Source organism: Virgibacillus sp. L01, assembly GCF_052246775.1.
In the GTDB taxonomy this organism is placed as follows: domain Bacteria; phylum Bacillota; class Bacilli; order Bacillales; family Amphibacillaceae; genus Lentibacillus.
In genome coordinates this window covers 38274-57640 of the sequence record NZ_JBQQCP010000004.1, presented here as the reverse complement: position 1 = coordinate 57640, position 19367 = coordinate 38274, and the positions used below count along the sequence as shown (strand labels likewise).

The following is a 19367-nucleotide window of genomic DNA, read 5'->3' as shown; positions in this document are numbered from 1 at the left end:
ATCCTCAATGGTAAAATCTATGAAAAAACTTCAGAAGCTAGAACAAATTCTTTTAAAATTTTAAAAATGATAGAGAAATACAAGAGTACTTACCTTGTATAAGATGCGAAGTTTTCTACTGTTACTTTTTCGTGAAGTGCTGCATTTAAGCCAGTTGCAATTAAAGTAGCCATATCTTTCATAAAACCATCTACTTCTTTTGGAGTGACCATTAAATTATGTCCTATTGGTGTCAGCACTTCTTTAATTAACGCTCTCTTTTCATCTTCTGTTAAATTTCCTACTACCCCAAGAAAGGTATCGCGTTTTTCTTCATCAGGTAAGTCTTCTTCTGTAAATTCTTTATTACCAAAAGACATACTCGCAGGCGCTAACGATTTCGAAGGGTTGTCTTTTTCATTCCATTCCCTTCCAAAATGTTTTAATATAAAATCAATCGTATCACTTGTTATTGTTACTGCATCAACCACTGTTGGTACTCCGATAGCAAATACAGGTATTCCGAGTGTTTTCTCGCTTAACTCCTTACGTTTGTTGCCAACACCAGAACCTGGATGTATCCCCGTGTCAGATAGCTGGATGGTCTCATTCACACGTTCGATCGACCTTGAGGCAAGTGCATCAACTGCAATAACAAAGTCAGGATTAAATTTCTCTACAATACCAAAAATAATATCACTTGTTTCCATTCCGGTCACTCCCATTACTCCAGGAGTGACTGCTGCGACGGGACGGTAACCTTCCGACACAGATTCATGCTCTAATTGAAACAAATGGCTCGTCACCATAACTTTGTCTATTGTCATTGGACCCAATGCATCTGGTGTTACATTCCAATTTCCAAGTCCCACGATTAAACCATGCCCATCCAATGGAACCTTATTTTTCTCGAGTAATTGTTCCAGTTCTCCTGCAAATATCTTTGCTGCTGATTCCTGTCGCTTCGTATCCTGCTTTTTAACACCATCAGCATAAATCGTGATATATGTTCCTGGTTTTTTACCAATTAGTTCTTCGCCTTTAGCATCTACTTCAACGTAAGATACAGTTATATTGTCTTCTTGTCTTTCTTTAACCTTAACTCCTTCCAATTGCTTCTTTTCTTTCTCTTTCTCTACATACATTTCCTTAGCCTCTACGGCAAGATCTGTTCGAACCTGATATTGTTCATCATTTTCTTTCATTATCGAAACTCCTTTTTACTTTTATAGGCTATTTCTACCTATAGGCTTAACTATTTCAATAAAAAACATACGAGAGCGAAATAAACCTATTGAAAAGGTTGTACTCGTTTGGTAAAATGTCATTTGTTAGTAGTTAAGAAGATAAATCCTTTCTTACTGTATAAGTGCAACTAAGACTTATTATATTAAGGCTTGTCGTATGCCAAGTTTTCTAATAATGTAATGATAAGGTGTTTGTTTAGGAGGTGAAACAATGGCTAATATTAAATCTGCAATCAAACGAGTAGAAACAAATAAATCAAAACATGATCAAAACCTGCAATATAAATCAGATATGCGTTCACAAATCAAACGCGTAGAGAAGTTGGTTGAAGCAAAAGATGTAGAAGGTGCAAAATCTGCTTTACAAACAACAGCTAAGAAAATTGATAAAGCTGTACAAAAAGGTGTAATCCATCAGAATAAAGGTGATCGCCAAAAATCTCGCTTAAGCAAAAAAGTAAATGAGCTAAGTGCATAAAAACAAAGGCGCAAATAAACAAAACGATCCCTGTTAAAGGATCGTTTTTCGTTTATTTAGCAGACAAGTAAGTGCTCCACATAAGTGCAACTAAGGCTTTGCGCCTTAGTTTCTAATTTAATATTTTATGGCTGTACCAAATCATGTAATAATAGTTCAAAAGCAAGTTCTTTCTCCATTTTCCCCTGTTTTATATTTGCATCGGCCTCAGTCAACTTTACGATTATATCCTGCAATCTGCTAACCGTAAACTTGCTTTCCCTACTCATCGCAATTTTTATTACATATGGATGCGTCGAAAGTTGTTTTTGCATCTGAGCCTGGCTATACCCTTTTTGCTTTAAAAGTTTGACTCGTAATATGGTCCGAAATTGAAATGCCAGCAACGCAATTAATCCAATCGGCTCCTCTTTCATCTTTTCCAAATCTTTGTATATGGAAACAGCTTTAAATAAGTTACGTTCAATTACAGCATCTACCAGGCGTAAAGAAGAGTTACTCGCGGTATGTGATATTAGATTTTCAGCAATTTCTTTCGTAACAATTCCACCTTCCCCAACATACAATGAGAGCTTAGAAAGTTCACTTCGTAACAGATGAAGGTCAGTAGAAAGCTCTGTCTCAAGCATTTCATAGGCATCTTCTTCAATAGTAATTTTCAAATTTCCAGCAAGATTTGTTATCCAGCTCCTTAGTTCATAATCCTTTATTGGGTTACAAGCTGCGACAACGCCATTCTTTTTAAGCGCCTTACTTACTTTTTTTCGTTCGTCAATTTTCTCATATGGCGCGATTAGTACGATTACTGAATAATCCACTGGTTCTAGTAAGTAACGGCTTAACACTTCTAAATCATGTTCAAAGGGTAATTTATCAGGCTTAGCCTTTAGGAACGAAGCATTACTAGCGATAATTAACTTTTTTTCTCCAAAAAACGGGTAGGTTTCAGCGTCAGCGATTACCTCTTGAATTGGTGTCTCTTCCAAATCATACGTAGATAAATTATCATTGTTCTCATCTGGTAACACTGCTTTTGTTATGTATTTCGTAATATTTTGTATGAAATAAGATTCTGTTCCATATAATAAATATACTGGTTTTATTTGCATCTTTTTTACTTGCTGTAACACATCTGAGTATGCCATACTATTCACTCCAATACGATATAAACAATCGTAAAACGTATCTCATGGAATAGCAAGAGGTTTTTTTTAAGAAGGCCGTTTTCCATATGATCGTTGTTGTTTTTGATTAGAAAGTTTGGTATTTGCCTATCCTTTGTGGTGAATGCCAAAATTTTATGTACAACATTCTAAAGGAAAGAGGGAAATTAAATTAATAATTCCCCTCCGTAATCTATATAAACGCTTAAAATTCAGCCCTAGAAACTGTATTTTAAACGATGTTTGTTTAGTTATAGAATTACCTGTAAAATCAAAAGTATAGATGTTAACTCTTACTAAATATGGTGACTTTTAATTTTGAGTGAAATTTTTAGGTCACAAGTAGATTTTTTTATGTATTTATTTTATACTTGAGTTTGTATAGGAGGGGTAGATGTGAACGAATTTGAAAAAGACGTACAGTCAAAAAATAATGATGTTGTAGATTCAATTAAAGGTTTTGGATTCTCATTTCTTTTCTTTGTCCTAATTTTTACCATAGGTGCGGTAATTAGTGTTGCTGGCTCTTAAAATAGTAATTAAATGAATACTTAGAAAACGAAGAGTTTTCGTTAATCCATAATGGCGAAAATCTTCGTTGCACTTATCCAGTAAGAAAGTATTTACTTTCTTTAACTGCTAAGAAAGAGACTGACATCATGCAGTCTCTTTTTGTTTATATTTACAGCCTATGGGAAAATCGTAAAAAACGTTCCATCATCGTCTTTAAAATAATATTGTATTGCACCATGCTTATCGGTTCTGAACAGTGCCACGTTTTGCTCTTCAAGTGTTGTGATTACTTCGTTGTGCGGATGACCATAACTGTTATTTAAACCAACAGACAGCAGCGCAAATGCCGGCTTTATTTGTTTAAGAAATTCCTGTCCTGTTGAAGAATTGCTGCCATGATGCGCGACCTTTAATACGTCAACCTTTAAGTTAGGATATAAAGCAATCATTTCTTTCTCTGTTTCCCTTCCAATGTCACCCGTGAAAAGCCAGGACTTTCCTCCGAGTGTTGTATATAATACAAGTGAATTTTCGTTTGTGTTTTGTCTATCTTTATTTGGTGAAACCACGTGAAAAGCCTGTTCCTCAATCACTATTTCATTATCAATTTCAACTCGTTCAACTTGGGCATTTGCTTTAACTAATAGATGGGTTAATTGTTCGTCAAATTCATAGTACTCACTAACAATTATCTTCTTCACATCAACATTATCCAACATAAACGGTAAGCTTCCCATATGGTCACTATCTTCATGTGAAATAAACAGTGCATCTACCTCGCGAATGCCCCTGGAAAATAAGTATGGTTTTATAATTTGTTTATAAACACCCGGAGTAGACTGACCATCTTCAAAAGACATTCTTGCACCTGCATCGATTAAAATAACACCTTTACGGTAGGGAAGTTCAACAACCATCGCATCCCCCTGACCAATGTCAAGCATTGTTACAGATCCAACCGGAGAAAAGTACGGCTTTAAAGCAATAGCCATGACTACCAGAGTCAGGATACATCCATATAAAAAGGCCTGTTTTAACTTTGCAAGCTCCAGATTTTTCAGAAATATAAGTAAAACCGAATAATACACTATTGTATCACCGAGCGAAAATGATCCTATAACCCATGGATAATATGCAAATTGATCTATTAGACAAATAAAAGATATAAAATGGTCATGTATACGGTTAAAAAGTATCTCAAGGTAAGGTAATAAAGCTCCAGCAAATGGAGACATCAGTAGCAGCAGGAACATAAATGGAATAACAAATAACGAGAAATAAGGGACAACCATGACATTCAATAAAATGGAAAGCGGCTGAAAAGTGGAAAAGTATAATAACTGAAGTGGTAATATTACCATCTGAGAAAGAAAGCTGATTTTAAGAATTGAAAATATAGACACATTTGTTTGTGCTAACCATCTTTTTGACAAAAGCAACCCCATGGTTACGCAAAAGGAAAGTTGAAAGCCAATGCTGTAGATAATATATCTATCCAGTAAAATCAGCAGGATAAACACAATACTGAGTACATCAGTTACACTGAATTTATACTGCACTTTATTTATTAACAGAAATAGTAATACCATTGAACTCGCTCGCCAAACAGACGGCTCTCCACCAGCGACTAAGGCGTACAATGGTAAAAAAAAGATTATCACCCACTGTGCTTTTTCCCTTGTCAGGATATTAAGCTTAATAAGCAGGAAATACAGTAATCCGACTATCAATCCAACGTGAAGCCCGGATATCGCTAACAAATGCGACAAGTTCCAGCGCTGAAATAATTCAACAGTCTCTTCCGATAGTTGTGAATCGTCTCCTAATACGAGTGCATTTAACCATATTGACGTCTGGTGGCTAAGCTTATCTGCTGTATAATTTATTAAGCTTGTTCGGATAGCATGAATTTTATTTAAAGTTGATGAACCACTGCAATCAAGACTTTCCAGAGAATTAACTACCACTTCATGTGTAATCCCTTGTGACAATAAAAAATGCTGATAATCAAATTGTCCTGGGTTCCTGCTTTGACTAGGCAATTCTGGAGTACCTTTAATATTACAAGTGGCCCCAAACTTCAAATTATGATTTATATCCTGCTCATTTTTGTAGTAAACAATTAGTATTTTTTTGTTTGAAGTATATTCTTTTATTATGAAATCGATTTTGGAAGAGGACTCATTTATGGGGCTGGCTATTTGTCCCGATAAGTCTGTTTCCGGTGAACTTGTTACTTCTTCCTGAAGAATTGTTTCTAAATCGGGGATGTAAAAGAAGAATATGATGGAAAGGGCTATAGAAGTTAACGTAATTAACTTCCCCAGCCGATTAGCAAAAAACAAAACAAGTAACCATATAAAAAATATCACTATAAACCAGTTACTATGGTAGATAATGGATAACGCACTGCTGACAACTCCTAATGCTGGAACATACCAATACCCCTTCATGTCAGCTCCTTATAAATCAAATAAATGCTGGGCTTCTATTTTTAAAGCATCATATTTTTGCTTGTTGTTTGTTTGTGATTTAAGTTCTTGAAGCAGATTATTTATGTATGCTTCTTTTTCCTGATATTGCGTATCCACAGCTAAATATGTCAATTCAACTTTTTTGGTTTGCACCCCAGCATCATCAAATAATTCAATAGCATATGAGTGGTTTTTATAATCTTCAGCATAATATACAGTTTTGATCCCACTTTGGATAATCTGTTTACAGCACTGCAAACATGGAAAATGTGTCACATACATCTCTGCACCTTCTGTAGGAACCCCAAATTTAGCACACTGTAGTAGCGCATTCGCTTCAGCATGCACTGTACGCACACAATGACCGTCTATAACATAGCAGCCTTCATCAATACAATGAACACTCCCTGAAACACTTCCATTATACCCTCCTGCTATGATCCGCTTTTCCCGTACAATTGTTGCACCAACCATAAGCCTTGTACAAGTACTTCTAAGTGCCAATAAATGACTTTGTGCCATGTAATACTGATCCCATGTTATCCTTTCCATCATTAAAACCACCTTTATGTTATATTATTTTTTCAGTTTACAATTACTCGATTACTTTGGTCAATAATCCTAAGGAATTTGTATATCATCCTTCAAATTTTCAAGTGTTTTCTCACCAATTCCGGAAACCATCAGCAGGTCATCCATTGATTTAAAAAACCCATTTTCTTCGCGATACTGTATAATGGCTTGTGCCTTCGATGGTCCTATTCCATTTAACCCCTCTATTTCTGCTTTAGTAGCATAGTTTATCTTTACTTTGTCGTTTCCGCTCCCATTATTTTGTTGTATAGCTGCTGAAGTTTCCCCTATTTTGGGAATAACGATGATCATTTCATCTTGAACTTTTTGAGCAAGATTGACCATTGTCTGATCCGCACCTTCGGTAAATCCGCCAGCCAATTGGATTACGTCATTAACACGAGACTTTGAATCTATTTCATAAACACCCGGCTTTGTAATTTCGCCTTTAACATCAATAATCACTGTTGAAGGCTGGTCTGGAATTTGATCTTTTGGAATCTCGGTAATTGTAGAGGTAGTTGCAGATTTTGATTGGGGGGCCTTGTCTTCAATATCATCATTATTAAAAAACAAAAAAATACTTATGACTATAACAATAACAATCAGAAATATGTTTTTTCTGAGAAGTTCAAGCAATTTGAAGTCACATCCTTCGAGGAATTTTTAGGGGTTTTGTAAGAGCTATTATTATCTATTCGACATTGTTTTTAAAAATCCTCTTTAAAAATTAAAAAATCGAGTGATTTTCATAAATACTTATAATCATCATTTAGCCAAACAATTGTACAAACTAATGTTTTATCACTCATGAATTCAGCGTACTAAAGGGGAACCCGTCCACTGAAACATTCACGTCCAATAGGTGCAATAGTTTAGATTTACTGCTTTATTATTCAACTTTCGTATACTATAGAATAAGCTCAAACAGCTATCTGGATAATCTCAGAACGTTTTTAAATTGTTGCCTTGACAACATTGATTAAAGTATTTTGTACATATAAGATATCAACTGCAACATAGACTGAGTATGACCGATTCGCAGTATTTAGTGTGGCTACTCTAACCACGCAGTTGGAATATACTCGCGCACCCAAGGTTCACCACGAGCCTTTGACGCACAGGACGTGTTAGTGCAAACGTTGCCACAGGATGTGGCGTACTTAGTCTCCATCGCTCGCAAAGAACGCTCCCTGTGGGGTCTCTTAGGCTCGCTGTCCCACAGGAGTCTCGCATATTCTATCTACTGGTTTAAATGGTCTAAAATCTTCTTTATATCATCACAACATGCATTTATTCTTTTGAATAAGTGAGCAAAACCCAGCGGAGGAAATACACGGACACACCTGGGGAAAAAGAGGCCTAGATGAGACATCTGAGTGCATCAGCACGAAGAGGGCTCAACAGCCGCCCCCGGAAAGCGAAGTGTATTTCCGAAGCGGTGTTACTGCACCCAACCACTGTGACGCATTTTATATCAAATACGTACTGTTGATCCAAAGTCAACTCAAGTAGTTTAACTTCAGCCTTTCTTATTCCTTCAAGGTTTGTGCGTTCATTTTCCGCTGGGAATGTTAAATGAATTATAAAACTAACGACCGGAAAATTTTATTTTTCCGATCGTTTTTCAGCAACTATAAAAATTCGTTCTGAATCTTCATTAATATTTTCATTTTTTAACGAAAAGTCACCAGATAAATGCTTTATTTCAAACCCTGCATCGTTTAATACCCGCGCATAAAAAGCAATTGAGTATGTGCGTTGATGGTGTATTTCATCAAATCGCGAATATTTATCCTGATCAGATACAAAGAATGTTAAATCATGATACATTTCTCCTTGGGCTTCACCCTCTGAGCAAAACCAAATATAAGAAACATCATCATTTACTTCTCCAAACGTCTGATTTACCAGGTTATGCTCAACATGAGACAGGGAGTGAACATCAAAAATAAATAGTCCGCCTACTTTCAATAAATCAGCTGTATTTTGAATAACAGTTCGAAGCTTGTCCTCTTCGGTTATATAATTTATAACATCACAATAGCTTACTGCTGCATCCTGGTTTATAATTCCGCTTAAATTAGTTAAATCCTGATTGATCCACTGTACAGGAAGCTTCTCTGCGCTTGCACGCTGTTCAGCATAGCTTAGCATATCGCTTGAGTAGTCAATTCCTGTCATATGATAACCGTCGCGAGCCAATCTAGTGGTTATCTGGCCTGTGCCACATCCTAAATCAACTATTGTCTCGACCGATTTCCCTAATTGGCTAATAATACTATTGGTAAAGGACTGCCACTGGTCATATGGGGCATCGCTCATTAACCGGTCATATATGGTTGCCATTTGCTGATACGTCATAGAACTATCCATTGTTTCCAACACTTAATTCAACTTTTGATGCATCGCCCCATAATCGTTCTAAATTATAATAGGAACGCTCCTCTTTATGGAATACATGACATACAATATCACCCAAATCGACTAAAATCCAGCGAGCCTGTTCATAACCTTCCAGGCGCTGAATTATAATATCCTTTTCTTCCATAGTATCTTTTATTGACCTAGCAATTGCTTGAACCTGGCGTTCATTACTCCCATGACAAATTAGAAAGTAGTCTGTCATTAATGATACATCCTGCATATCTAATGCAACAATATCTTCTGCTCGTTTATCATCACATGCATTTGCAATTTGTTGAATGATTTCTTTGTTATCCATTAAGTTAAATACCTCCGTTTAAACGTTTTGTTAAATCATTATATGCATAAAAGGTGTCAGGATAAACAGGAACATGTTTACTGACAAGGAATTGAATTGTATTCCGTAACGCCATCCACGTGGCACGATACAGGTCTGCTTCAGCTATATTCCTAACCTCTTCTACACCTGGAAACGATCGTCCAGGTTCAATATAATCAGCCGTAAAGATAATCATATCCATCTTACTCATATCTGCTTTTCCTGTCGTATGGTAGTGAATAGCACTATGTATACCAGTATCGGATATGCCAAATTCCCGATCTATTATTACCGAAGCTACCGGTCCATGCCATAATTCATGATGATGATCGAGTAAATCCTGTGGCAATTGTCCTTCTTTAATTATCTGCTTCATATATTCTAATGAAAAATACTTAGCATAATCATGAAAGATTGCAGCCAATTCCACTTTATCGACAGGTTCGTTATATAATTTCGCCAAATTCACCGCAGTTTCAGCTACACGTAACGTGTGTTCAAATCTCTCCGTTTTCAGGTGGGGTTTGACAAGACTTATTGCTTCATCTTTTTTCATACAACTGCTTCTCCTTTATATAGTTTTCAACTGCGTCCGGAACCATATATTTAATTGACGTATTATTGTTTAAGCGCTCTTTTATATTAGTTGAAGATATCTCTATAAGCGGAACATTCACCTCAACAATTGAATATTTGCTGTTTAGTTTATATCCCTTGCGTTTAACACCAACAAATATAACCATGTCTAAAAGATTATTAATATGGTTCCAATTTGGCAAGTATTCAACCATGTCCGCACCAATAATAAAGTGAAACTTGATATCAGGATTATCTTTCGTCAATTGTTTCATTGTTTCAAACGTATAAGACTTACCTGAACGACTAACTTCAATCGTATTTAATTTAAAACTCGGATTACTACTGATTGCTCTTTTTACCATTTCAACCCGATGTGGCGCCCCAATAAATGCCTTTTCTTTGTGTGGCGGCTCTTGTGACGGGATAAACCAGATTTCATCAAGCTTTAGTGCCACACGTACTTCTTCAGCTATAATCAAGTGACCAAGATGTGGCGGATCGAATGTACCGCCTAATATTCCAATAGATTTCATTCTGTACTCCTTTAAGGTAACTGAATATGTTTATTTTCCTGAGACTCTTTGTAAAGTACAATATTATTACCGATAATCTGGGCTATTTCTGCTTCCGTTCCAGCTGATAATTTTTCAGCAACCGTATTTTTGTCTTCCATACAGTTTTGCAGGATACTAACTTTAATTAGTTCTCTCTTTTCCAGCGCTTCACTAATCTGCTCGATCATATTATCATTAACACCAGTTTTGCCTACTTGAAATATAGGCTTTAATTGATTTGCTTTTGAACGCAAAAATCGTTTCTGTTTTCCTGTTAGCATACTTTATCTTCCTTCCAAAATAGTTTTTAGTTGCTGGTCCATCTCATCAATAGGTATTTTCTTATTCGTCCAAAGTTCAAATGCATATTGTGCCTGATATAATAACATCGTATGACCATAATGTATGGATGCACCTGCCTGTTTTGCATCCATTAGAAACCGGGTGTTCAGCGGCTGATAAATAATATCACTGACAACACTATTTCGCTTAAGTAATTCGACTGGTATTATCGTATCTTCAGTATTTGGTTTCATGCCAACTGATGTCGTTTGAATAGTTAAATTATAGCTGTTTATCATTTCCTGTGCTTCATCCAGTGTCAATATTGATGTCTTGACTTCATTTTCCCCAAGAATTGCGATTTCTTTCGCACTAGAATGTGTACGGTTTGCTATATCAATCTGTGTAAACCCTTCTGATTTCAACCCATAATAAATTCCATAAGCGGCACCACCTGCACCGAGTATTAGAATTCTATTGGCCTTTTCGTGAAAGATTTCCGGAAATTTATTTCTTAAGGCGATAACATATCCGATTCCGTCGGTATTATAGCCTACCCATTTACCATCTTTACAAACAACTGTGTTAACTGCACCAATTCGTTCAGCATTTTTATCCAAGCCATCCAGATAGTTTATTATTTGTTTTTTATACGGCACGGTTACATTAAAACCATTAACCTGGCTCTCCTTTATTCGTTCCAGTTCAAGCTCGAACGAATCATCAGGTTTAATTTCCATAATGGAATAGTTACCTTCTATTCCAGATTTTTCCATAAATTGATTATGGATCCAAGGAGAAAGAGAATGTTTTACGGGGAAACCAACAAGCCCAAGCTTCAGTTCCATACTAGTCCTCCTATAAAAATGACCTTCTTATTGATACATTAACATCTTTTGGACTGTGCGCAGCAACCGTAACATTACCAGATGGAATAGTCACCCATCCCAGTCCCGGAAAAACGATGTCCGTTTGTTTATCTGTTATTCGGTACGTACTCTCAGTCAGCTTAGGTAAAATTTCAAGAGATTTTTCATCTGGAGGTGACAAAAGTCCTCCTCTATGTTCACTTAATAGCTGGTCAGCCTTTTCCAACTTTGTCCGGTGGATCGTTAAGTCATTGGAAAAATAACAGACAAACGACTGCCTCTCACCTTTAACGAAGTCAAGACGCGCCAAACCTCCAAAATAGAGCGTTTGCTGATCATTTAATTGATATACTCTAGGCTTGATTTCTTTGTTTGGTGTTATTAGCTTGAGATCGTTATCTGATATATAATGAGCTATTTGCTGTTTATTTACGATACCAGGTGTATCAATTATTGAAGTATCGCTATCCAAAGGTATCTCTATAAACCCTAAAGTTGTACCAGGAAAATAGGAAGTAGTTATCACATCATTCACACCATTAGATTGCTGTATCAGCCGGTTAATAAAAGTGGATTTCCCCACATTTGTTGTACCAACAATATAAACATCACTTTTGTTTCGGTATTTTTCAATAGCTTCAGTCAACTCTGCTAAACCATAACCTTTTACGGAGGATATAAGGTATATTCCTTCCACTTTTATCCCAGCTTCATTAGCAGTGGCTTGGAGCCATTGTGTTAATTTGCGCTTATTTGTCGATTTTGGTAACAAATCAATCTTATTGCCAACCAATAGAACAGATTTGTTGCCTATTATACGGGGAAGACTTTTTATCATACTTCCATTAACATCAAATATATCTATTACGTGAACAACAAGCCCATCAGTATCCCGGATCTGGCTAACCATTGTTAAGAAGTCATCATCTGTCATGGATACATCCTGAATTTCGTTATAATGTTTCAGACGAAAACAACGTTTACACAGAACAGATTCCTTATCAAGTGTCGATTTCGGTGTATACCCAACTTCATCAGGGTTGGTTGATTGTATTAGAGCTCCGCATCCTTGACAATATATTTTCTCCATTCTCATTCCTCCCAGCTTATCTTACCTTTTTTATTCATGTAGCTTAATATTCGGCGTTCAATTTTTCGATTAATACGGGTGATTTTTCCATCAGTTTGAACAATCGGCACAACGAGTATCGTGTGAAAACCTGCAAAGTTTCCACCAAGTACATCTGTTAAAAGCTGATCTCCAATTACTACTATTTCTTCCTTATTCAGCTTCATTTCTTTTGCTGCACTCTTAAAAGCCTGACTTAATGGTTTTCTGGCACTAAATACAAATGGTGTATCCAGTGGCTCTGAAAATAGTTTAACGCGCTCCTGTTTATTATTCGAAATAATCGTTACTTTAATGTCTTGTTCTTTCATCTGTTCAAACCATTGGATGACTTCTGGAGTGGCATCCTTAACATCCCAAGCCACAAGTGTATTATCTAAATCAGTAATGATTCCTTTAATACCTTTCTTTCGCAGCAGGGCTGGATGTATATCAAATATAGTTTCTACATGTTCATTTGGCAAAAATTTTTTTAACAATAGATACACCTCTTCATATTAACAGCATGCATTGTTTTCTAAGTATTATTTCTTGCTCAGGATATTATTTCCATCGATACAGGTGCAAATAATTATTATAACTTAATCCTATAATAACTTTCTACATTAATAAAGAAATAATCAAGTCCAAAAGTGTTATTTTTATTAATAATCATGTCATTTATGCAAAAAACCGTTCGACAATTTCTTTCAAATTTCGAGTTGTGGATAACTCTGTTCACAAAATCCACAGTGAAAAAACAACATTTTCGACGTATTTTTACCTTTTATACACAAGTTATCTACAAGTGATTGTAGATAACTATTGCCTTGTCCTACCTATAAATTCGTGGTAAATTATTAAATAACAACAGAACATATTTGATATTAGTAAAATTGGCTTATCGCCAAGCTGCGGTTGTACTTATGCAGTAAGTAAGGACTTTTACTTTCAATACTTATTACCAAAGTTTAGGAGGGCTGGATTTATGGAACATTTGTCAGATGAACTACTATTAGAATCCTACCAAAAAGCAAATGAATTAAATTTGAGCCCGGACTTTGTATATCTTATTGAAAAAGAAATTAGGAAAAGATCGTTAACACACAAAATCAAATGCTCCAATGAATCAGTTGGCTTACCAATAGATTAAACGCAGTTATATTCCCCCTATCATTTATTTGATAGGGGTTTTTTATTTTATCTGATACCAGATTATGATAAGCTATTTTGGTATAATAATAAAAATATAATAGCTCACATAGTTAATTAAATGGATTCCCCGTTTCACTCATTCATATCTACCCGTATTCATTAAGGAGGACTACAGTCACATGATTTACATAGTTTTAATCCCGCTTTTGCTTGCTTGTTTTATTCCATTTATAAGTAAGTTTAAAGATAAGATACATACTGGTATTTTTGTATTCATTATTCCCTTTTCGATATTTCTATACTTTATTCGTTTCATTGGGAACGATTTTTCACCAATTTATCAAACACTTAAATGGATTCCATCACTTGATATTAATTTCAATTTTTATTTGGATGGTCTCAGCCTCCTATTTGCATTACTGATAAGTGGAATTGGAGCACTAGTTGTTCTTTACTCTATTTATTATCTTGATAATTCAGAGCGATTAGGTCATTTCTACGTTTATTTAATGATGTTCATGGCAGCAATGCTGGGTGTGGTCTTATCCGATAACATCTTTGTTCTTTACACATTTTGGGAATTAACTTCAATTTCCTCATTTTTACTAATTGGATATTGGCATTTCAACGAACGATCCAGATATGGTGCAATGAAGTCAATGTTAATTACTATTTTCGGTGGATTAAGTATGTTTGGCGGCTTTATACTGCTATCTGTTATTACAGGAACAACCAGCATACAAGCAATGATTGCACAGACTGATATTATTTTAAATAGTGAATACTTGCCGCTTATCTTAGGATTTATACTTTTAGGTGCATTTACCAAATCAGCACAATTTCCTTTCCATATCTGGCTGCCGGATGCAATGGAAGCACCTACACCTGTAAGTGCCTACCTCCATTCTGCGACAATGGTTAAGGCGGGACTCTTCCTGGTTGCTCGTTTTTCTCCTATCTTTTCCGGCTATGAGTGGTTCTTTATTATCGTAAGTACTGCCGGAATTGTTACGTTATGCTGGGGTTCTTATATGGCCGTCCGCCAAACCGATTTAAAAGCAATTCTTGCGTTCTCAACAATCAGTCAGTTGGGGATGATTATGGCTATGCTTGGATTTGGAACAAAAATTGCTGTCTTTGCTGCAGTATTCCACATCTTAAATCATGCGACATTCAAAGGAAGTTTATTTATGGTCGCAGGTATTGTAGACCATGAAACAGGCACACGGGACATACGAAAACTTGGTGGTCTATTAACCTTCATGCCAATGACAGCCACGCTAGCGTTATTTGGCACGTTTTCTATGGCAGGCGTTCCATTACCATTTCTAAATGGTTTTTACAGTAAAGAATTGTTTTTTGATTCCGCTATTCATTTAACTGAGGGAGTAAGCGATATAGCAGGTTTTCTGGTTCAAGTGATCCCTTACCTGGCAGTATTAGGCAGTATTTTTACCTTTGTCTACTCACTGTATTTCTTCTTCGGGGTTTTTGGAGGAAAAAAACAGCTAAGCCAGTTACCTAAAAAGCCACATGAGGCACCATTTGGTATGCTGATTTCTCCAATCGTGCTTGTCTTTGGGGTTATATTAATTGGACTGTTCCCTAACTTGGTTAATGGAACATTTATTGCCCATGCTGCAGAAGCAGTGTATGGAAGTGAAGTTGTTAAAGATATTAAATTCTGGCACGGCTTTGAAAAAACTGCATTCCAAATGTCACTTGTTGTAGTAGGGATTGGTGCAATTCTTGTTTCAACTCGAAAGAAATGGAATGGAATTTATAATGTACTTCCAGGAAAACTGAGTTTAAATAAAGCTTATGATTGGTTGATCAGCATGTTGGATGTCTATTCAGATCGAATTACACGTTCTTATATGACGGGATCCATCAGGTTCTACATCGCTGCTATTCTTGCTACAACACTAGTAGTAACATTCACATTTATGTTTGTGACCAATGGTTTCACGATACAGTTTAATAAGTTAGCCGAGGTTACAATTATTGAAATAGCAGTTGTTCTGCTTATGATTGCAGCTGCAATTGGCACTATCTTTTCCAAACATAATGTAGCCGCTATTTTAATTGTGGGGGTTGTTGGCTATGGAGTTGCAATCCTGTTTGTAATTTACCGGGCCCCTGACTTGGCATTAACACAATTAGTAATAGAAACCGTCTCTGTAGCATTATTTCTGCTTTGTTTCTATCACTTGCCTAAACTGGAAAAAAATAATGAATCTTTAAGTACCAAAACAATAAATATAATTATTTCGGTTAGCTTTGGTACATTGTTAACATTGATTGCAATTGCTTCCCATAGCACCAATAGTTTCAATAAAATTTCAGATTACTTTATTGAAACCTCCCATTCACTTGGTGGTGGTGATAATGTGGTTAACGTTATTTTAGTAGATATGCGTGGCTTGGATACATTATTTGAAATTGCGGTTTTGGGTATTGCAGCACTCGCCATCTATAGCATGATTAATCTAAGAAGTGATAAGGAGGAGAAATAATGGAAATTATTATCTCAATCCTAGCAGGTACACTATTTGCCACAGGAATTTATAATCTATTACAAAAGCAAATGTTGCGGATTATTATTGGCACTGTACTAATTTCACATGGTGCACACTTATTTATCTTAACAATGGGGAAATTAAAAACAGGCGCTCCACCAATTCTAATAGAAGGTGTTAAAGATTATACAGACCCATTACCACAAGCGCTAATACTAACTTCTATTGTTATCAGTTTTGGAATAACCAGTTTATTGTTAGTACTTGCCTATCGTACAGCAACTGAAAATAATACTGATAATATGGAACAGTTAAGGGGAAACGAACATGAGTAATTTAGCAGTTTTACCGATCATTATTCCGTTGATTGCGGGAATAATTCTCGCCTTTTTTCCAAAAAAATTAAACTTGGTCAGATTTCTAACAAAGGTTTTTTCTATAATAAGTTTAGCTACGGTTAGCTATATAGCATGGTCCGTGTTCAATAATGAGGCTATCATATTGGAAACCGGAGGATGGGCTGCTCCATATGGAATTGTCCTTGTTGCAGACTCACTGGCAATACTGCTTGTTTTAACAACAAACATTCTTGCAGTAGCCTGTGCTTTTTATGCCCCCTACTCGTTATCTGACCGAAAAGAACAATATTTCTTTTATTCATTCTTTTTCTTCTTAATAACTGGGGTTTCTGGTGCTTTTCTTACAGGTGATTTATTTAACTTATTTGTTTTCTTTGAAGTATTACTAATGGCCTCTTATGCACTTATTGTATTGGGAGGCGAAAAAGTACAGCTTCGGGAATCAATTAAATATGTATTAATTAATCTTTTTTCTTCCATGCTGTTTGTAACTGCTATTGCGTTTTTATATTCTGTCGTCGGAACCGTAAACATGGCACAGATTGCTCAACGCGTACAGGATGTTGAACAGCAAGGAATCCTAACAACAATTGGCATACTTTTTTTCTTTGTATTCGCAACAAAGGCAGCGCTATTTCCTTTATATTACTGGATGCCTAAGTCATATATTGTACCAAATCCCGTTATTTCCGCTCTATTTGGGGCATTACTTACTAAAGTCGGCATATATTCGTTAATTCGTGTATTTTCATTAATTTTTGTATATAAGATTAACTTAACACATGAAATGTTTATATGGATTGCCGGATTATCAATGATTTTTGGTATTATCGGGGCACTATCAACCAACAATATAAAGTTGATTATCGCGTATAACATCATACCTGCAATTGGCTTTATTCTAATGGGACTTGGTGTTTTTAATGAAGATGCGTTGAGTGGATCTATCTATTATTTAGTTCACGATATGCTGATTAAAACTACCCTATTCTTAATAGTAGGAACGATAACCTATGTTGCCGGCACATCTGATTTACGTAAATTTAGTGGACTAATTCATTATTATCCATTTTTAGGCTGGCTACTATTTGTTTCTGGATTCGTTTTAGCTGGTATCCCCCCTTTCAGTGGATTTGTCGGTAAGTTGTTATTGCTTAAAGGAGCCTTATCAAGTGGTGAAATAGCTATTGTTATTATTGGATTGCTATCAAGCTTACTAATTCTTTATTCCATTATGAAAATATTTATTAAAGGGTTCTGGGGAGAAAAGGATGAATCGATTATACGTAAATCCACAAAAGGGTTAATAGGTCCGATCGTCTGTCTGTTAACTATATCTGTTATGCTTGGAATAGGGGCTGAGTTTGTTTATCCTACTATTGAATCTATTTCTGCATATTTATTAAATCCAGAAGTTTATATCGATTCTGTGTTGAAGGAGTGATGTATCATGGCCTTTCAGGTTGTTATTAATTTAATAATCGCGATAATGTGGATGTTCTTAAGTGAAACCTATACCGCTGCAAGCTTTATTGCCGGGTATATGCTTGGAATACTTTTATTGCTTGTTTTTAATCGATTTATACCAGATGCTTTTTATTTAAGACGTGTATATAAAATTATCTATTTAATGTTTTTATTTATAAAAGAATTAATTTCATCAAACTTTGATATCGTGAAACTTGTTTATAAACCTAAGCTTGAGTTTGAACCAGGAATCTTTGCAATGCCTACTGAGTTAAAAAGTAACTGGGAGATTACTTTACTCGCAAACTTAATTTCTTTAACACCTGGCACGCTTTCCGTGGCTATTTCCAGCGATAACACCCATATCTATATCCATGCCATGCATATTGATGATATTGAAGATGAAATTGACTCTATTAAAAACACATTTGAAAAAGCTATTTCTGAGGTGACACGATGACAGAATTACTATCAGTAACTGAGACCATTCTTTATATTGTTACAAAAATATGTGTAGCAGGTATATCGATATCATTATTGTTGCTATTATATCGAATCATTGATGGACCAACAAACGCCGATCGAGCTGTGGCACTTGATGCTATAGGTATCAATCTAATGGGCCTGGCAGCATTGGTTGCTATTATTATAACAACAACCATGTTGAATGACGTTATCCTGCTTATTGGTATCCTGTTATTCATTGGAACGATAGCAATTGCAAAATACTTGGAAAAGGGTGTTATAATTGATAGAGACTTGGATTGATATCATTTTAAATTTAGTAATCGCCTTCTTTTTACTATCAGGAACATTCTTTATTTTATCAAGTTCCATTGGAATTGTTCGTTTTCCTGATGTTTATACAAGATTACATGCAGCTACCAAAGCTTCAACACTTGGCATTGCAGGTATATTAATTGGGGCATTTCTATTTTTATATGTATCACATAGTATAGTTAGCGGAAAGTTACTATTAGCTATTGTATTTACACTGTTAACCGCCCCTGTGTCAGGTCATATGATATCAAGGGCAGCCCATCGGAACGGAGTAAAACCCGTTACTAAAAATAGAACTGACGAATATGAAGAGGCTATTCAAAAGCATACCCAGCATTAGAAAACTTGGCTCCTATCGCTAAGCCTTAGTCACAATTACGCAGTATGAAAGTATAAAACAGTAAATCCAAGCTATTTGTTAATGTGCTAGGATTGTTGATCTCTGCAGGCGTACGCTTCCCGTGGTCATGGCTTGAGTGGACTTCTCGCACAATCGCAAACTGGGGCCTCAAGGCTCATGCT

General features: G+C 35.8%; 22 protein-coding genes. 9 read left to right on the top strand and 13 right to left on the bottom strand.

All coding sequences use genetic code 11. The annotated features are described in order from the left end of the window. Window positions 1-89: 89 nt before the first annotated feature. Complete coding sequence (gene gpr, locus ACTWQM_RS09030; protein WP_443257860.1) at window positions 90-1184, bottom strand: GPR endopeptidase; 1095 nt, start codon at window positions 1182-1184, stop codon at window positions 90-92. Between the two features lie 253 nt (window positions 1185-1437). On the opposite strand from gpr, the gene rpsT reads away from it, so the two are divergent. Further along, the gene (gene rpsT / locus ACTWQM_RS09025; RefSeq protein WP_443257859.1) at window positions 1438-1704 is read left to right on the top strand and encodes a 30S ribosomal protein S20; all 267 of its coding nucleotides are present in this window, start codon (window positions 1438-1440) and stop codon (window positions 1702-1704) included. A gap of 125 nt (window positions 1705-1829) precedes the next feature. Here the strand turns inward: rpsT and holA are convergent, their stop codons facing one another. Continuing rightward, window positions 1830-2849 carry a DNA polymerase III subunit delta gene (holA, locus tag ACTWQM_RS09020; protein ID WP_443257858.1) on the bottom strand — a complete coding sequence of 340 codons (1020 nt, stop codon included), beginning with the start codon at window positions 2847-2849 and terminating at the stop codon, window positions 1830-1832. Between the two features lie 414 nt (window positions 2850-3263). Between holA and ACTWQM_RS09015 the strand changes: the two genes are divergently transcribed. After that, on the top strand, window positions 3264-3398 hold the full coding sequence (locus ACTWQM_RS09015) for a YqzM family protein (protein ID WP_092492505.1): 135 nt from the start codon (window positions 3264-3266) through the stop codon (window positions 3396-3398). A 158-nt stretch (window positions 3399-3556) separates the two neighbouring features. On the opposite strand, the gene ACTWQM_RS09010 is transcribed toward ACTWQM_RS09015, so the two are convergent. The 11 genes from ACTWQM_RS09010 to ACTWQM_RS08960 all read right to left on the bottom strand — a co-directional run bounded on the left by ACTWQM_RS09010 (window position 3557) and on the right by ACTWQM_RS08960 (window position 13065). Then, complete coding sequence (locus ACTWQM_RS09010) at window positions 3557-5833, bottom strand: DNA internalization-related competence protein ComEC/Rec2 (RefSeq protein ID WP_443257857.1); 2277 nt, start codon at window positions 5831-5833, stop codon at window positions 3557-3559. Window positions 5834-5842: 9 nt separating this feature from the next. Beyond that, window positions 5843-6406: a ComE operon protein 2 gene (locus ACTWQM_RS09005; RefSeq protein WP_443257856.1), complete on the bottom strand. Its 564-nt coding sequence runs from the start codon at window positions 6404-6406 to the stop codon at window positions 5843-5845. Window positions 6407-6475: 69 nt separating this feature from the next. Further along, complete coding sequence (locus tag ACTWQM_RS09000; RefSeq protein ID WP_443257855.1) at window positions 6476-7066, bottom strand: helix-hairpin-helix domain-containing protein; 591 nt, start codon at window positions 7064-7066, stop codon at window positions 6476-6478. 969 nt (window positions 7067-8035) lie between these two features. Further along, window positions 8036-8791, bottom strand: a complete 756-nt coding sequence (locus tag ACTWQM_RS08995; protein WP_443257854.1) for a class I SAM-dependent DNA methyltransferase — start codon at window positions 8789-8791, stop codon at window positions 8036-8038. A gap of 4 nt (window positions 8792-8795) precedes the next feature. Continuing rightward, window positions 8796-9152 (bottom strand): ribosome silencing factor, encoded by a 357-nt coding sequence (gene rsfS, locus ACTWQM_RS08990; protein WP_443257853.1) that lies wholly within the window; start codon window positions 9150-9152, stop codon window positions 8796-8798. 4 nt (window positions 9153-9156) lie between these two features. Next, window positions 9157-9729 (bottom strand): bis(5'-nucleosyl)-tetraphosphatase (symmetrical) YqeK, encoded by a 573-nt coding sequence (gene yqeK, locus ACTWQM_RS08985; protein ID WP_443257852.1) that lies wholly within the window; start codon window positions 9727-9729, stop codon window positions 9157-9159. Further along, window positions 9716-10285 (bottom strand): nicotinate-nucleotide adenylyltransferase, encoded by a 570-nt coding sequence (locus ACTWQM_RS08980; RefSeq protein ID WP_443257851.1) that lies wholly within the window; start codon window positions 10283-10285, stop codon window positions 9716-9718. Before ACTWQM_RS08980 ends, yqeK begins: the two co-directional genes overlap by 14 nt. A gap of 11 nt (window positions 10286-10296) precedes the next feature. Beyond that, window positions 10297-10587, bottom strand: coding sequence for a ribosome assembly RNA-binding protein YhbY (gene yhbY, locus ACTWQM_RS08975; RefSeq protein ID WP_443257850.1), 291 nt, complete (start codon window positions 10585-10587; stop codon window positions 10297-10299). A 3-nt stretch (window positions 10588-10590) separates the two neighbouring features. Continuing rightward, complete coding sequence (gene aroE / locus ACTWQM_RS08970; RefSeq protein WP_443257849.1) at window positions 10591-11436, bottom strand: shikimate dehydrogenase; 846 nt, start codon at window positions 11434-11436, stop codon at window positions 10591-10593. A gap of 10 nt (window positions 11437-11446) precedes the next feature. Next, complete coding sequence (yqeH, locus tag ACTWQM_RS08965) at window positions 11447-12547, bottom strand: ribosome biogenesis GTPase YqeH (protein ID WP_443257848.1); 1101 nt, start codon at window positions 12545-12547, stop codon at window positions 11447-11449. A gap of 2 nt (window positions 12548-12549) precedes the next feature. Next, window positions 12550-13065: a YqeG family HAD IIIA-type phosphatase gene (locus ACTWQM_RS08960; protein ID WP_443257847.1), complete on the bottom strand. Its 516-nt coding sequence runs from the start codon at window positions 13063-13065 to the stop codon at window positions 12550-12552. A gap of 488 nt (window positions 13066-13553) precedes the next feature. Here ACTWQM_RS08960 and ACTWQM_RS08955 point away from each other — a divergent pair, with 488 nt between their 5' ends. The 7 genes from ACTWQM_RS08955 to mnhG all read left to right on the top strand — a co-directional run bounded on the left by ACTWQM_RS08955 (window position 13554) and on the right by mnhG (window position 19185). Then, complete coding sequence (locus ACTWQM_RS08955) at window positions 13554-13718, top strand: sporulation histidine kinase inhibitor Sda (RefSeq protein WP_443257846.1); 165 nt, start codon at window positions 13554-13556, stop codon at window positions 13716-13718. A gap of 181 nt (window positions 13719-13899) precedes the next feature. Beyond that, a complete protein-coding gene (locus tag ACTWQM_RS08950; RefSeq protein ID WP_443257845.1) occupies window positions 13900-16236 on the top strand; it encodes a Na+/H+ antiporter subunit A in 2337 nt (778 codons plus the stop codon). Beyond that, on the top strand, window positions 16236-16574 hold the full coding sequence (locus tag ACTWQM_RS08945; RefSeq protein ID WP_443257844.1) for a Na(+)/H(+) antiporter subunit C: 339 nt from the start codon (window positions 16236-16238) through the stop codon (window positions 16572-16574). Before ACTWQM_RS08950 ends, ACTWQM_RS08945 begins: the two co-directional genes overlap by 1 nt. After that, window positions 16567-18042 (top strand): Na+/H+ antiporter subunit D, encoded by a 1476-nt coding sequence (locus ACTWQM_RS08940; RefSeq protein WP_443257843.1) that lies wholly within the window; start codon window positions 16567-16569, stop codon window positions 18040-18042. The genes ACTWQM_RS08945 and ACTWQM_RS08940 overlap by 8 nt, the downstream gene beginning before the upstream one ends. A gap of 6 nt (window positions 18043-18048) precedes the next feature. Next, window positions 18049-18525, top strand: a complete 477-nt coding sequence (locus tag ACTWQM_RS08935; protein ID WP_443257842.1) for a Na+/H+ antiporter subunit E — start codon at window positions 18049-18051, stop codon at window positions 18523-18525. Continuing rightward, window positions 18522-18833: a Na(+)/H(+) antiporter subunit F1 gene (locus ACTWQM_RS08930; protein WP_443257841.1), complete on the top strand. Its 312-nt coding sequence runs from the start codon at window positions 18522-18524 to the stop codon at window positions 18831-18833. Before ACTWQM_RS08935 ends, ACTWQM_RS08930 begins: the two co-directional genes overlap by 4 nt. Then, window positions 18814-19185: a monovalent cation/H(+) antiporter subunit G gene (gene mnhG, locus ACTWQM_RS08925; RefSeq protein ID WP_443257840.1), complete on the top strand. Its 372-nt coding sequence runs from the start codon at window positions 18814-18816 to the stop codon at window positions 19183-19185. The genes ACTWQM_RS08930 and mnhG overlap by 20 nt, the downstream gene beginning before the upstream one ends. Window positions 19186-19367 lie beyond the last annotated feature (182 nt).

What these genes read in the sequence shown, in the direction of transcription:
- ACTWQM_RS08930 (WP_443257841.1), top strand. Translation starts at nt 18,522, where the DNA reads ATGACAGAATTACTATCAGTAACTGAGACCATTCTTTATATTGTTACA.
- ACTWQM_RS08950 (WP_443257845.1), top strand. Translation starts at nt 13,900, where the DNA reads ATGATTTACATAGTTTTAATCCCGCTTTTGCTTGCTTGTTTTATTCCA.
- ACTWQM_RS08980 (WP_443257851.1), bottom strand. Translation starts at nt 10,285, where the DNA reads ATGAAATCTATTGGAATATTAGGCGGTACATTCGATCCGCCACATCTT.
- ACTWQM_RS09010 (WP_443257857.1), bottom strand. Translation starts at nt 5,833, where the DNA reads ATGAAGGGGTATTGGTATGTTCCAGCATTAGGAGTTGTCAGCAGTGCG.
- ACTWQM_RS09005 (WP_443257856.1), bottom strand. Translation starts at nt 6,406, where the DNA reads ATGGAAAGGATAACATGGGATCAGTATTACATGGCACAAAGTCATTTA.
- holA (WP_443257858.1), bottom strand. Translation starts at nt 2,849, where the DNA reads ATGGCATACTCAGATGTGTTACAGCAAGTAAAAAAGATGCAAATAAAA.
- gpr (WP_443257860.1), bottom strand. Translation starts at nt 1,184, where the DNA reads ATGAAAGAAAATGATGAACAATATCAGGTTCGAACAGATCTTGCCGTA.
- ACTWQM_RS08955 (WP_443257846.1), top strand. Translation starts at nt 13,554, where the DNA reads ATGGAACATTTGTCAGATGAACTACTATTAGAATCCTACCAAAAAGCA.
- yhbY (WP_443257850.1), bottom strand. Translation starts at nt 10,587, where the DNA reads ATGCTAACAGGAAAACAGAAACGATTTTTGCGTTCAAAAGCAAATCAA.
- ACTWQM_RS08995 (WP_443257854.1), bottom strand. Translation starts at nt 8,791, where the DNA reads ATGACGTATCAGCAAATGGCAACCATATATGACCGGTTAATGAGCGAT.
- yqeK (WP_443257852.1), bottom strand. Translation starts at nt 9,729, where the DNA reads ATGAAAAAAGATGAAGCAATAAGTCTTGTCAAACCCCACCTGAAAACG.
- ACTWQM_RS08935 (WP_443257842.1), top strand. Translation starts at nt 18,049, where the DNA reads ATGGCCTTTCAGGTTGTTATTAATTTAATAATCGCGATAATGTGGATG.
- rsfS (WP_443257853.1), bottom strand. Translation starts at nt 9,152, where the DNA reads ATGGATAACAAAGAAATCATTCAACAAATTGCAAATGCATGTGATGAT.
- ACTWQM_RS08945 (WP_443257844.1), top strand. Translation starts at nt 16,236, where the DNA reads ATGGAAATTATTATCTCAATCCTAGCAGGTACACTATTTGCCACAGGA.
- rpsT (WP_443257859.1), top strand. Translation starts at nt 1,438, where the DNA reads ATGGCTAATATTAAATCTGCAATCAAACGAGTAGAAACAAATAAATCA.
- yqeH (WP_443257848.1), bottom strand. Translation starts at nt 12,547, where the DNA reads ATGGAGAAAATATATTGTCAAGGATGCGGAGCTCTAATACAATCAACC.
- aroE (WP_443257849.1), bottom strand. Translation starts at nt 11,436, where the DNA reads ATGGAACTGAAGCTTGGGCTTGTTGGTTTCCCCGTAAAACATTCTCTT.
- ACTWQM_RS08940 (WP_443257843.1), top strand. Translation starts at nt 16,567, where the DNA reads ATGAGTAATTTAGCAGTTTTACCGATCATTATTCCGTTGATTGCGGGA.